Annotated in this window: 13 protein-coding genes; 7 read left to right on the forward strand and 6 right to left on the reverse strand. The window is 56.6% G+C overall.

Annotated features, from left to right (window positions below; translation table 11 throughout):
* Positions 1–8 precede the first annotated feature (8 nt).
* The 5 genes from KMP13_RS06265 to lpxK all read left to right on the forward strand — a co-directional run bounded on the left by KMP13_RS06265 (position 9) and on the right by lpxK (position 6,033).
* Positions 9–1,535, forward strand: a complete 1,527-nt coding sequence (locus KMP13_RS06265) for a DUF2125 domain-containing protein (RefSeq protein WP_215264826.1) — start codon at positions 9–11, stop codon at positions 1,533–1,535.
* Positions 1,536–1,657: 122 nt separating this feature from the next.
* Positions 1,658–3,004: a TldD/PmbA family protein gene (locus KMP13_RS06270; protein WP_215265054.1), complete on the forward strand. Its 1,347-nt coding sequence runs from the start codon at positions 1,658–1,660 to the stop codon at positions 3,002–3,004.
* Complete coding sequence (locus tag KMP13_RS06275) at positions 2,991–3,794, forward strand: inositol monophosphatase family protein (RefSeq protein WP_215264827.1); 804 nt, start codon at positions 2,991–2,993, stop codon at positions 3,792–3,794. Before KMP13_RS06270 ends, KMP13_RS06275 begins: the two co-directional genes overlap by 14 nt.
* A 57-nt stretch (positions 3,795–3,851) precedes the next feature.
* Positions 3,852–5,045 carry a 3-deoxy-D-manno-octulosonic acid transferase gene (locus KMP13_RS06280; RefSeq protein ID WP_215264829.1) on the forward strand — a complete coding sequence of 398 codons (1,194 nt, stop codon included), beginning with the start codon at positions 3,852–3,854 and terminating at the stop codon, positions 5,043–5,045.
* Positions 5,032–6,033, forward strand: coding sequence for a tetraacyldisaccharide 4'-kinase (gene lpxK, locus KMP13_RS06285; protein WP_215264831.1), 1,002 nt, complete (start codon positions 5,032–5,034; stop codon positions 6,031–6,033). The genes KMP13_RS06280 and lpxK overlap by 14 nt, the downstream gene beginning before the upstream one ends.
* 33 nt (positions 6,034–6,066) lie before the next feature.
* Here the strand turns inward: lpxK and KMP13_RS06290 are convergent, their stop codons facing one another.
* Both KMP13_RS06290 and KMP13_RS06295 read right to left on the reverse strand, forming a co-directional pair.
* Positions 6,067–6,732: a DsbA family protein gene (locus KMP13_RS06290; protein WP_215264833.1), complete on the reverse strand. Its 666-nt coding sequence runs from the start codon at positions 6,730–6,732 to the stop codon at positions 6,067–6,069.
* A 2-nt stretch (positions 6,733–6,734) separates the two neighbouring features.
* Positions 6,735–7,256 (reverse strand): DUF721 domain-containing protein, encoded by a 522-nt coding sequence (locus KMP13_RS06295; RefSeq protein ID WP_215264835.1) that lies wholly within the window; start codon positions 7,254–7,256, stop codon positions 6,735–6,737.
* Positions 7,257–7,340: 84 nt separating this feature from the next.
* On the opposite strand from KMP13_RS06295, the gene mutY reads away from it, so the two are divergent.
* Positions 7,341–8,420, forward strand: a complete 1,080-nt coding sequence (mutY, locus tag KMP13_RS06300; RefSeq protein ID WP_215264836.1) for an A/G-specific adenine glycosylase — start codon at positions 7,341–7,343, stop codon at positions 8,418–8,420.
* 54 nt (positions 8,421–8,474) lie between these two features.
* On the forward strand, positions 8,475–9,608 hold the full coding sequence (locus KMP13_RS06305; protein ID WP_215264837.1) for an alkane 1-monooxygenase: 1,134 nt from the start codon (positions 8,475–8,477) through the stop codon (positions 9,606–9,608).
* Between the two features lie 7 nt (positions 9,609–9,615).
* Here KMP13_RS06305 and KMP13_RS06310 read toward each other — a convergent pair whose 3' ends face one another.
* From KMP13_RS06310 to KMP13_RS06325, 4 genes are all read right to left on the reverse strand, one after another.
* A complete protein-coding gene (locus tag KMP13_RS06310) occupies positions 9,616–11,001 on the reverse strand; it encodes an adenylate/guanylate cyclase domain-containing protein (protein WP_215264839.1) in 1,386 nt (461 codons plus the stop codon).
* Between the two features lie 149 nt (positions 11,002–11,150).
* Positions 11,151–12,254, reverse strand: coding sequence for a site-specific DNA-methyltransferase (locus KMP13_RS06315; RefSeq protein ID WP_215264841.1), 1,104 nt, complete (start codon positions 12,252–12,254; stop codon positions 11,151–11,153).
* Between the two features lie 108 nt (positions 12,255–12,362).
* Positions 12,363–12,980 (reverse strand): ribonuclease HII, encoded by a 618-nt coding sequence (locus tag KMP13_RS06320; protein ID WP_215264843.1) that lies wholly within the window; start codon positions 12,978–12,980, stop codon positions 12,363–12,365.
* A gap of 118 nt (positions 12,981–13,098) precedes the next feature.
* Entirely contained in the window at positions 13,099–13,599 is a 501-nt protein-coding gene (locus KMP13_RS06325) for a hypothetical protein (protein WP_215264845.1), read from the reverse strand.
* Between the last annotated feature and the right edge of the window lie 5 nt (positions 13,600–13,604).

A 13,604-nucleotide genomic window follows, 5' to 3' on the forward strand; every position in this document is an offset into this window, starting at 1 on the left:
GTTTTCTAATGTCCGTCTCTTTTCTGCGTAACTGCAGTATCGCTGCTCTTACGATTTTCTCAGCGCAAAGCGCATGGGCCGATGTCAGTGCCCAAGATGTTTGGGCGGAATGGAAAGCCTATCTCGAAGGAAGCGGATATGCCGTCACCTCCAGCGAGGCGCAAAGCGGTGACACGCTGACGATTTCCGACCTAACCATGTCCATCCCGATCCCTGAGGAAGAGACATCTGTTCAGGTGCAAATGCCGACGCTGACATTTGTCGACAACGGCGACGGATCGGTCAACGCATCGTTCCCTGCTGCTGCGGCGATCGGTTTTGAGGTTTTGGGCGGCCCCGAAGAAGTGAAGGGTGAGATCACGCTGCGGTCCGATGGCACTGCTGCTGTGTTCACTGGCGATCCTGACGACATGACCTATGTCTACAATCCGGACCTGTTTGAAGTCGCCTTGGGTTCTTTCACGATCGGAGACGAAGGGCTGCCACCGGAAGTGTTTAGTGCGGTTATTACGATGACTGACCTGAACAGCTCGACCCATATGAAGCGCGGTGAATTGCGCAGCTACGAGCAGACCTATGACCTTGGCGCGCTGAGCTACAGCTTCAGCTTTCAAGACCCCACCGATGCAACATCAACAGGCACCATGAAAGGTGATCTGGAAGCGTTGACCTTTGCCGGTTCTGGCGTGCTGCCTATCGAATTCGACGCAGCCGACCTCGGGTCCATGTTGGCAGCAGGCACCGCGTTTGACGGTATCTTCTCCTTTGGTGCAGGGAAGTCTTCTGCGTCCGGCACCGATGGTGGCGACGAGTTTGCATTCGACAGCTCCTCCCAAGGGGGCACCTTTGAGATCACCATGAATGCAGATGAGCTGAAGTATGACCTTCTGCAAAAAGCGACCGAGCTTTCGGTTCTGGCCTCAGACCTGCCATTCCCCATCGCCTTCTCGGCCGCGGAAATTGGCATGAAGCTTCAAACGCCCCCGACCATAACCGACAATGACCGCGATATGGCATTGGGTGTCACATTGCGTGACTTCAATGTCCCCGAAGCTCTATGGGCCATCGCAGATCCCGCTGGCATCCTGCCACATGATCCTGCCTCGATCATTTTAGACCTGTCGGGCAAGGGACGTTTGTTGATCGACATTTTTGATCCGGAAGCCACCGCAAATGCAGAACTCGAAGGTGAAACTCCGGCCTTGTTGAACTCGGTTGTGGTCAACCAACTGTTGCTGCGCGCTGCGGGTGCTGAATTGACCGGAACCGGTGCGTTTGAACTGGATTACAACGATCTGGAGTCCTTTGACGGCGTACCGGCGCCTGTGGGCATCGCGAACTTGTCTCTGATCGGTGCCAATGGTCTGATCGACAATCTGATCAAGATGGGTCTGGTGAGCGACAGTGATGCCAGCGGCGCCCGTCTGATGATGGGCTTGTTGGCGGTTCCGGGCGACGGTGAGGACTCGCTGAAATCCGAAATCGAGTTTGGTGAAGGTGGCACAATCAGCGCCAACGGACAGCGGCTGAAATAACCACTTTTTACCGATGAAACCGATAGGGTCGCCATATTGGCGGCCCTTTTTCACGTTTGCGCCCTTGCAGGCTGCGGTGTGGCTGGATAGCTCTGATACAGGAACAAAAAGTGCAGGACATCATGACCCAAACGCCCGAAGCCTTGTGCCACGCCCTGATCGACGCTGCAAAAGCGGCCGGGGCAGAATCAGCTGATGCGATCGTTGCCGAAGGTCAGTCCCTTTCAATCGAAGTGCATGGCGGCAAATTGGAACATGCCGAACGCTCCGAAGGCGTTGACCTTGGGCTTCGTGTCTTGATCGGGCAACAGCAGGCTTTGGTTTCGTCTTCTGACATGCGGCCGGATACCATTCAAACCATGGCTGAACGTGCGGTTGCCATGGCGCGCGAGGCACCCGAAGATCCCTATACCGGACTGGCAGATACATCGGAGCTGATCCAATCCTGGGATCTGGATGCGCTGGAACTTGCCGATGACAGCCCGGAACCTGCACCCGCAGCGTTGAAAATGGACGCGCTGACAGCGGAAGCGGCAGGGCTTGCCGTCCACGGTGTGAGCCAGGTTCAGTCAGCAGGGGCCGGATATGGACGCCACAAGGTGCATCTACTTACCAGCAATGGGTTTTCCGGCGGATATTCCCGCACCACTCGGTCGCTGTCTTGTACGGCGATTGCCGGAACAGGCACGCAGATGGAGCGTGACTACGATGGCGACTCGCGCACTTTTCAATCAGATCTGCGCAACGCCGAGGAAATCGGGCGTACCGCTGGCGAACGCGCGATTTCGCATGTGAACGCCAGACGCCCAGAAACCGGCAGTTTTCCGATCCTGTTTGATGAACGCATTTCGTCGTCCCTAATTGGGCATCTCTTGTCCGCCTCAAACGGTGCGGCCATTGCACGTGGAGCGTCCTGGCTCAAAGATTGCCTTGGTGAGCAGCTCTTGCCGGCCAATCTGTCGGTCATCGAAGACCCGTTTCGCCCCCGGATGGCCGGCTCTCGCCCGTTTGATGGGGAGGGTTTGGCGACGCAACGGCGTGAGATTATCAAAGATGGCGTGCTGACCGGCTGGACCATGGATCTGGCGTCGGCACGCAAGTTGGACCTCACCAGCACGGGCAACGCCGCCCGTGGCATCGGATCGGTGCCCTCGCCTGCGAACTGGAACATTTCCCTGACGCCTGGTGAATACAGCCACGCTGATCTGCTGCGCAACATGGGCACCGGGCTTTTGGTCACGTCAATGATTGGCTCCACGATCAACCCCAACAATGGCGACTATTCCCGTGGGGCCTCTGGGTTTTGGGTGGAAAACGGCGAGATTCAATATCCGGTCAACGAATGCACCATTGCCGGAAACCTCAAAGACATGTTGCGCAATATGATCGCCGGCAACGACGGGCGCAGTTATTTGTCCCGCGTTGTGCCGTCGCTTCTGATCGAAGGGATGACCATTGCCGGCAACTGATCTGTCTTTGCTGATCGAAGCCGCTGAAAAGGCCGGCGACATCGCAAATCGATACCATGGGCCGGATGCCAAACGTTGGGACAAACCCGATGGTTCAGGTCCAGTGACCGAGGCCGACCTTGAGGTTGATGCCTTTCTGAGTGGTTTTCTACAAGAGGCGCGGCCCGACTATGGCTGGCTGTCGGAAGAGACCGAGGACAACGATGCACGGCTCGGCAAAACCCATGTCTTTATCGTAGACCCGATCGACGGCACCCGTAGTTTTGCGGAAGGCTCACGCAGCTGGGCGCACTCGCTGGCGGTCGCAACAGATGGAGAGATTACGGCGGCGGCTGTTTTCCTACCGCAACGGGATTTGATGTTTGCCGCTGCCAAGGGCTGCGGAGCCACATTGAACGGCAACCCGGTTTCGGTTTCATGTGAAACCGACGTTGCCGCGGCACGTGTTTTGACGGCCCGCCCGGCGATGGATCCCAAACATTGGAAGAACGGCCAAACGCCTGTATTTACCCGCGAATATCGCCCGTCCCTTGCCTATCGGTTGGCCAGCGTCGCCCAGGGTCGGTTTGACGCTATGCTGACGTTACGCCCGAGTTGGGAATGGGACATTGCCGCCGGTGATTTGCTGATCCGCGAAGCAGATGGCCACTGCAGCGACCGCACCGGCCAGATGTTGCGCTTTAACAATCCAACGCCAAAGCTAAATGGAGTTCTGGGTGCAAACCCTCAGCTGCACCAAAAGCTGCTGGCCGATCTCAATCCTGAAGGGCCCGGATTGGCGCCGCTTTGAGCATCAAACGTGTCCGCCGCGTCCGTAAAAGATATTTGAAACAAGGATTTTCGCGCAATGTCCCTGCGCCGCGTTGCAAATAACCCACCACATGTGTCGGTACGCCCGGATGGCAAACTGTTGTGGCTGCACGCGACCTCAACACAGCGGTTGATTGCTTTGCGCGACGTGGCCACCCGGTTGTGTGGTCTTTATCCGGATCTTTCGGTGATCAGCACCTGGGAGCCGGGCGTTGGTGCGCTTAAGTCGCCCAATCCTCGTGAAATTCTGATTGGTGTCCTTGCCGAAGATCTCCCGTCTGAGATGCGGCTCTTTCTGGACACCTGGGCGCCAGATCTGTGTATCTGGGCCGGGGGCAACCTGCGGCGCACGTTGACGCGCTATTTGGCCGAAGCCGATGTCCCGACATTGTTGACGGATATTGAGGTCGATGAATTGCCAAGCCGCGCCTCACGTTGGTGGCCTGATCACCGAACGCGGCTGTTGAACAGTTTCTCCGCCATCCTGTCACCCTCAAAACAGGTGTCCGAGACGTTGCAACGCACGGGCATCCCGGCCCATCGCATTACCGTGACAGGCCCATTAAGCCAGTCGCCGCTGCCACCCACCTGTTCGCATGAAAACCTGAACGAGATGCAAGCTGTTCTGTCCGGCCGACCGGTCTGGCTTGCGTCGCATGTAAAGCTCGAAGAGCTCACCACCATTTTGAACGCACACCGCAAAGCGCTCAAACTGTTGCACCGGCTTTTGTTGATTGTCTCTCTCGAGAATTGGGCCGACCTGGAGGCCGCGCGTGCCATCATCCGGGGGACCGGTTTGAACTTTGCCGATTGGGACACCGGTGAAGAGCCGGTCGAAACCCAACAGGTTCTGCTGAGCGATCGCGACGACATCGGATTGTGGTATCGGGTGTCGCCTGTGACCTTGATCGGGGGGTCGCTGGAGCGAAAGTTCACCGGAAACACGCCGTTGGATGCAGCGGCCCTCGGCTCTGCGGTTCTATACGGCAAGGGGATTTCCGACCACGTTGGCGTCTACCGCGCGCTGCGCGAAAGCGGCGCGGCGGCACAGGTGCGATCGATGGGAGAATTGGCGGATGAGGTTATTCGCCTGTCCTCTCCGGATGCGGCGGCTGAAATGGCCCTTGCAGGATGGAACTATGTAACCCAAGGATCGCGCACCACCGATCGCCTTTTGGAAATCGCACAGGATTTGTTGGATATGCCGGATATCGGTGATGAGACCACCTGAATTTTGGAACAAATCACCGCAGTCGCTTGATCTGCGCCGTATGGTGTTGTCTCCCTTGGGGGCGCTTTATGCACGCGCTACACGCAAGCGTCTGGAAAAGGCAGAGCCGAAACGCCTAGGTATTCCCGTCATCTGTGTGGGCAATCTGAACGCAGGCGGCACCGGCAAAACGCCAACTGTGATCTGGTTGGTGCAATATCTGCAAAGCCTTGGCCATACGCCCATCGTGTTGAGCCGGGGTTATGGCGGCGCGTTGGCGGGTCCTGTGATTGTCGATCCGAAACACCATGTCTCTGATGATGTTGGCGATGAACCGCTTTTGATTTCCGCCTTTGCACAGGTCTGTGTTGCCAAGGACCGCAGCGCCGGGGCGGAGCTGATCGTGCAATCTAGGGCAAGCGTGCTGATTATGGATGACGGTTTCCAGAACCCCGCGCTTCACAAGGATATGTCGATCATCGTTGTTGATGCGGCCAAGGGCTTTGGCAATGGACGTTGCCTTCCGGCCGGCCCGTTGCGCGAACCTGTGGACGCAGGGCTCGCGCGTGCGGATCTAGTGCTTTCCTTGGGGGACGACTGCGCGCAGGCTGCATTTGTCGATCAATGGGGCGAACAGATCACCCTGCCTCATGTCACCGGGCATCTGGAACCGCTACAAACCGGAATGATCTGGCAAGATACGCCCGTTCTGGCCTTTGCCGGGATCGGACATCCGGAAAAGTTCTTTGCCACTCTGCGCTCACTTGGGGCCAAAATCCTGCGCAGCGAAGCGTTGGATGACCATCAACCGCTGTCCAATGCGCTGATGGCACGTCTGGAGCATGAAGCCAAGCTGTTGAACGCCCAATTGGTGACAACGGAAAAAGACGCCATACGTCTGCCAGATAGCTTTCGGATGAAGGTGATCACCTTGCCCGTGCGCCTGTCGATTACAAAGGGCGACGCGCTCAGCAAACAAGTGAAAAAAGCAGCGCCGCCCCCCGCTTAAAACGGGCGGCGGCTTGTTCGTAAAAAGGAAGGCTTAGCCTTCCAGCTCAGCCTCGATCAGCGCTTTGAGATCGTCATAGGGCTGATTGCGAATTGCAGTGCCGTTCAACACAAAGCTTGGAGTGGCTTCGACTTTGTCGGCGGTCGCGTTTTCCTGATACCAGGTCACCAGCGTCTGCGCCTTGGCTCCGTCCTGAAGGCAGGCGTCCAGCTGTTCACCTTCGATACCGGCCAGAAGACCGATTTTACGCAGCTCCGCTACGATCTCATTCGGGCCGCCAGCGCGGGCCCATTCTGATTGACCCTGGAACAACAGATCGGTGATGCCAAAGAACTTCTCGGGACCCGCACAACGCGCCATCATCGACGCCCACAGGCCGTAGCGGTCAAAAAAGACCTCACGGTAGACGAATTTCACCTTGCCGGTGTCGATGTAGTCTTCCTTGAGCTGCTTGTACCCACCGGCGTGAAACCGTGCGCAATGCGGGCAGGTATAGGACGCGTATTCGATCATGGTGATCGGAGCATCTTCGGCGCCCTGAACCATTTCAACGATGGTTGAGGTGTCGACCTCGGCTGCGTCTTGCGCATAGGCCGCGCTGACAAACGGCAGGGCAGACTGGCCCGCAACAGTGTTGATCCCAATAGAAGCAACAGTCAACGCTGCCGCGGTCAGGACTCCAGACATAAGACGGGACATATTTACCCTTTCCCTTGTGATTTCTGTTTGGTCAAAAAATTGCGCGCCAGGTTTTCCAGGGCCACGCGTAACTCATCGCTTTGGGCGCCATCCGCCACATCTTGGGCTTCGGTCACAACCTTTGGGTCGGCAGGACGCGCCGCAGGTTTGGAGGCTTTGGTCTCAAACGACACATGCCCATCAGCAAACCCGGTTGGCGCCGTCTGGGTGATACGAATTTTTGAAATGGCGTTATAGCCGTAAACCGCATTCACCCGCGCACGCAGCTGCTCCTTCTGCATCTCTAACATCGGGGCCTGCGCGCCGGTTGTAAGTACTGTCAACGTCGCCCCAAACGAGCCGCGTCCATATCCGACGTTCACCGGCCGCGCGATGGCAGCGATATCGCTGCCTACCGTCTCTTCCCAATGGGTCAGCAGGCGCGATACGGCAAAGCCACGCGTTTCACCCGCCTTGCGGATCTGCTCGTTCAAAACCGAGCCGGTGCGCTTGAACCCGCGCGTGGATGATCGTCTAAATGACATGACAGTGGTTTTGCTTGACCCTCCCCCCTAATGTAAAGAGCCATCAAACAAGAACCACCCCTTCGGCGCGACGAGGTATAAACTATGCGTGATGAAAAACCGGACTCTGGCGTGCTGAGCGATATCCTGCTGGCGTGGTATGATGTCCACGCCCGCGCGATGCCCTGGAGGACTGCACCCGCTGACCGCGCCGCAGGGGTCGTGCCGGATCCCTATCGCGTTTGGTTGAGCGAGGTGATGCTGCAACAGACCACCGTTGCCGCTGTCGTCGACTATTTTCAACGTTTTACCACCCGCTGGCCCACGGTCGCCGATCTGGCGGCGGCTCAAGATGACGATGTCATGGCTGAATGGGCGGGGTTGGGGTATTACGCTCGGGCGCGCAATTTGCTGAAATGCGCACGCGCAGTTGTCGCGGATCACGAGGGGCGCTTTCCGGACACATATGACGCCTTGCTGACCTTGCCCGGCATTGGCCCCTATACGGCGGCGGCAATTTCATCCATCGCATTTGACGCCCAAGAAACCGTGTTGGATGGCAATGTCGAACGCGTCATGGCGAGGATGTATGATATTCACGCGCCTCTTCCCGGTTCAAAACCAGAATTGAAATCACAGGCTGCGGCACTGACGCCTGCGATGCGCCCGGGGGACTACGCGCAGGCGGTGATGGACCTTGGCGCGACGATCTGCACACCAAAATCACCGGCCTGCGGGATTTGTCCCTGGCGCGCCCCTTGCCGCGCACGTGTGATGGGCACCGCAGCAGAGCTTCCCAAGAAGACGCCCAAAACGCCCAAACCCACCCGGCATGGTCATATCTATGTGGCCTGTACCTCCGATGGCAGGTGGCTGTTGGAGCGTCGCCCGGAAAAAGGGTTGCTGGGCGGCATGATGGGCTGGCCCGGGTCCGATTGGGCGGATGCGCCGGAGTCCGCGCCGCCGTTTGACGGTGACTGGCAACATTGCAGCGGTGAGGTGCGCCATACATTCACCCATTTCCATTTGATCCTGCAAGTCTACGTCGCGAGCGTTCCCGATGGGTTCAACCTGCAAGATCACCAAAGACTGGTTGAACGCCACCAGTTCAATCCAACCGATTTGCCCACTGTCATGCGCAAAGCCTTCAAAATTTGCCGCACGTCCGAGGTATTGGGATCATAACAAATCCGGTCTAAGCTCGCCGTCGAACGCGTGCCCAATATCGATGAGTGTCACATGTCATCCAACCTGCCCCTGTCTCATTGGCGAAGCGCCCTGCCGTTCTGGTTGTCGTTCCTGCTGATCCCGCTGATCTGGGTCTCTGCCTATGCAGGCGGGCTCTGGGTTCTGCTGCCTCCGCTGGTCACCTGGTATCTCTTTGCGGTTCTGGATGCGGTTTTGGGACTGAACACCAACAATGCAGACCCAAAAACAGAGGACACCGATCTGGGCTGGTATCGTCGTCTGACACTGGCTTGGCCGCCCGCGCAGTTTCTGACGTTGTTTGGCTTGATCGCCTATGTCTCAGGCTCGGACCATCTGGGCAATTGGGAGAAATTTGGCGTCTTCTTTGGAATGGGCATCCTGAGCGGTACAATTGGCATCAACTACAGCCACGAGCTGATGCATCAGAAAAACAAGGCGGAACGTTGGCTCGGCGATGCACTGTTGTCGATGGTGCTTTATTCGCATTTCCGGTCTGAACATCTGTTGGTGCATCATCGCTATGTGGGCACGCCACGCGACCCGGTGACGGCGCGATACAACGAAGGGTTCCACAGGTTTTACCCGCGTGTCCTGATCCAATGCTGGCGCTCTGCGTTTTCAGCTGAACGCGACATGCTGGCACGTAAGGCTCTGCCGTGGACACATCCACGCAATCCGTTCTTCCGCTATTGGGCGCTGCAGCTACTGATGCTGGCCCTCGCCTTCCTCTGTGGTGGCTGGATCGGCGTCGTGTTCTTTTTGATCCAAGCGGGCGTGGCCATCTGGCAGCTTGAGGTCATCAACTACGTCGAACACTATGGTCTGACCCGCGAACATCTGGGCGATGGGAAATACGAACATGTCAAACCACGTCATTCGTGGAATGCGTCGCACAAAGCGTCAAACTGGTTGTTGATCAACTTGCAACGCCACTCGGACCACCATTACAAACCCGATCGGCGTTTCCCTTTGCTGCAGACCTATGACACCGAAGAAGCGCCGCAACTGCCTTATGGCTATCCGATTATGGCGATGGCGGCGATGGTGCCCCCGGTCTGGCGACGCATGATGAACCCGCAGGTGCGCGCATGGCGGCAGCAGTTCTATCCCGACATTGCTGACTGGTCGCCCTACAACAAAGCTTCGAACCCTAAACCCCGGTGATCCTGCGTTATGAATAGGACCAGATGGTGATGGGCTCACGTATTCCACGCACAGTCTGGTGTTCAATGCGCGTGAACCCATCCAAAATATCGGTGGCACCGATCTCTGTAACAGAGGTTGCATAGGCGTCATCGCTGATCACGATCCTCGCCTTCAACACCCGCGTGAGTCCCTCTAACCGAGAGGCGACATTCACGGCCGTTCCGATGACCGCATATTCCAATCGGTTTGCCCCAATGTCACCCAGCAAAGTCTCCCCAAAATGCACGCCGACACCAATCACAATTGGCGCTTCGCCGCGCCGTTTACGATCGCTGTTCCACTCGGAAATATTGTCCTGCATCGCCCGCGCACAGGCGATTGCGTCACTGGCATCACGCGCTCCGGCGACCGGCGTGCCAAAGGTCGCCATTAAACCGTCACCCAGATATTTGTCCAGTGTCCCATTGTGGCGAAAAACCTCGCGCTCCATGCGTCCGTGAAATTCGCGCAGCAGAGTGATCACATCAAAAGGCCGCATCGCTTCGGACATGCCGGTAAAGCCGACAATATCCACAAACAAGATCGCGGTGTTCTGGCGTTTGACCTCTTTCAACGGATCATCGTTTTGCGACAACTGTGCTACTACGTTGGGTGAGAAATAGCGCGACAGGTTGGCCCGTTCGCGTTCCAGCGACGCATTGGACAGCAACAAGGCGTCAAATCTGCGGATCGAATATCCCAGTATGATCGCGGTCAGCAAAAAGACCATGACCTCCTGTATCCGCAGTGAAAGCATGAAACTGTTGGGGTCCATCAACTCCAGCATCCGCGGATAGTTCGCGAATGCCGCAAACACCACATCCTGAAACTGCGACGATGGTTCAGAGAAGTACCAGGCCAACGCCAGCGCCAGGAACCACAGCGCGCTTGTCCACGTGCCAATTGCCACCACGGTGCGCCAGGAATAGGCCATCGTCCCGGCGGCGAGAATGATGAAGAAATACAGGAAATTGTCGAAGCGGTAGCTGAACGCAATGGGCAGCTCTGCGGGACCAAACGGGTTTGGGAAAATCATCGCAATGGTCATCACCGCAAGATCGGCAAGGATCAAAAGCAGCTCAATCCGTGACTGCCCAACCCGTCCGAACCGGCGGATCAACAGGCCGTTCAGGCACAAAAGGCCAAGCAACGCGTGATAATAAAGAACGCCCCAATCAGGATAGATAAAGAACAGGAAGAGCGCCGTGGCAGCCATCGCAATCCATCGCGCTTTGACGGCCAGCTCTAATCCACGCCTTTTGTGTTCTTCCAACGCAGAGCGCGCATAGGCCTGTCCGCCACCGGTTGACGTATTGGACGTTACGTCGATCTTGGGCGCGGCGTCGGACCCATCAATTGAAACATCTACCATGAAATCACCATTCCCTCAGCGCTCAACTTAAGCCTTTGTCTGTGATCATGAACCCATGAAGGCAAAAAAACCCCGCCGAAGAGGCGGGGTCAGGTGTGGTGCTCCCTTCAAGAAGGGGCACCGGCGGTATTCTTTATCTGAGAAAAGGATCAGTTTTGCAGCTCAGCCCGAATTTGCTGGCGCAGGACATCGATCGGAACCGTTTTGCCTTCGCGTTTGAAACACCAGTAGGTCCAGCCGTTACAGCTTGGCGCGTTTTCAAGATGCGCACCGACCTGGTGGATCGACCCTTTGACGTTGTCACCAACCAATGTGCCGTCCGCGCGGACCTTTGCCTTGTGGCGGCGGTTCATTGAATAGAGTTCCTCACCGGGGCGCAGCAGACCACGTTCGACCAGCTGGCCAAAGGGAACACGTGGCTCGGCACGTTTGGACGCGGTGACTTGCAGCGCATCGCGGTCAAATTTCCGCACGCTCTCGATGCGTTTGCCCGCAACTTCGCGGTAGTTCTCTTCACGCTCGATGCCGATGAACTCACGTCCCAGCATCTTGGCCACGGCGCCCGTTGTACCGGTGCCAAAGAAGGGATCCAGCACCACGTCGCCAGGATTGGTGGCACCAATCAAAACACGATGCAGCAGGGATTCCGGTTTCTGAGTTGGGTGCGCTTTGTCGCCGTTTGCGTCCTTGAGCCGTTCATGGCCGGTGCAGATCGGCAGCACCCAATCTGAGCGCATCTGAATGCCTTCGTTCAGGGCTTTCAGCGCTTCATAGTTAAAGGTGTATTTCGCACCTTCCTTCTTGGACGCCCAGATCATCGTCTCATGCGCGTTGGTGAACCGTTTGCCGCGGAAATTCGGCATCGGGTTCGACTTGCGCCAGACCACATCATTCAGGATCCAATAGCCGGCGTCCTGCATCGCAGAACCGACACGGAAAATATTGTGGTAGGAGCCAATCACCCAGATCGAGCCATTGGGCTTTAGCAGGCGACGCGCCGCTTTCAACCAGGCTTTGGTGAATTGATCATAGGCCGCAAAGCTGGAAAATTGGTCCCAGTGATCATCTACCGCATCAACTTTGCTGTTGTCCGGGCGATGAAGCTGACCTTTGAGCTGCAAGTTATAGGGCGGATCTGCAAAAATCAGATCCACCGAGTTCGCCGGGAGACTGTTCATAACGTCGATACAGTCACCACCAATAATCGTGTTTAAAGGGAGCGCTGCCGCGCCCTTTTCGATGGTATTTGTCATTTTTTCTGCCTCAAACCACGGCGCATTTTTGCGCTCATTTTGGTTGCTCATAAGATGATTGAACAAAGATTCGAGGTCAATTTGTTTTTTATCAACAGGGGTCAGGCTTTACTCTTGATACAAGATCTTGTGTACGGGTTTAAAACTACGCCGATGATGTGGTGTCACACCCAGTGTCTTTAATGCATCACGGTGTTGTTGGGACGGGTACCCTGCATTCTTCTCCCATCCATATCCTGGAAACTGTTGCGCCAAATCCCCCATGATCCGATCGCGTTCTTCTTTGGCGACGATGGACGCGGCCGCGATGGACAAGGACTTTGCATCCCCTTTCACCACCGCTTCTGCGGGCAAATTCAATTCCTTAGGGATCAGATTTCCATCAATCAGCAGATAGTCCGGCGCCAGATCAAGACCGGCAACTGCACGTTCCATCGCCAGATGCGAGGCGCGCAGAATATTCAAATTATCAATTTCTTCGACAGTTGCATGGGCGATAGAAACCTCAGCTTTTTGCAAGATCTGCGTTTCAATTGCTGCGCGACGCTTGGGCGTCAGCTTTTTGGAGTCGTTCAGCCCTTGGGGTAGGTCTTCAAAATCGAGCACCACGGCGGCTGCAGTGACCGGTCCCGCCAACGGGCCACGGCCCACTTCGTCAACGCCAGCGATCCGAAGATAGCCACGCGCCTGGGCGGCCTCTTCCAATGTGAAATCAGGGTAATCCATCCCCCTTGGATGCCGCGAATTTGCACGCCTCGCAACACAGAAGGAAAGAGCGGGGTGCACACCCACTCTTTCCACTGCTCAAATCCAAGTCTTGATGAACCTCAATGGCTGGTAGAGATCAACGGTTCACCAAACGGTAACCATGTTTTTGCAGGCACCGGGTTCTATAGGCTGTGCGCTGCTTATAGCCATCGCGTATGGACAAGCGGCACTGACCCGGCAGGCTGTTCACGTAGCCATAGTTGCGTGACAGGCATCGTTGCGAAACCACCGTGCGGTTGCGGTTGTTTTGCGAAACAACTTTGGCGCAATGCGCTGGTAAGTCATATCTAGCCACCGACGACGGCAAGGGGCGCACACGGTTGTTGTGCTTGTCATGGCGGGTGTGCGTATTGCTACGGCTTCCTTGTGAATAGCTGTATTGGCCACGATTGCGATCTTTGCGTGCGTCGTTAACAGCCGCGCCAATCAGACCCAGCACAACCGCGCCTGCGATGAACTTCGCAACGTCTCCATCAGCACGTGCGGGGGCTGCGGAAAATCCGCTGACAACCAGTGAAAGGCCAAGGATCAATGCAATAAATTTGCGATGTGGTTGGGGACGGAAAATAGGTTTCATAGGTT

Origin of the sequence: Epibacterium ulvae (assembly GCF_018678075.1) — a bacterium.
Taxonomy (GTDB): domain Bacteria; phylum Pseudomonadota; class Alphaproteobacteria; order Rhodobacterales; family Rhodobacteraceae; genus Epibacterium; species Epibacterium ulvae_A.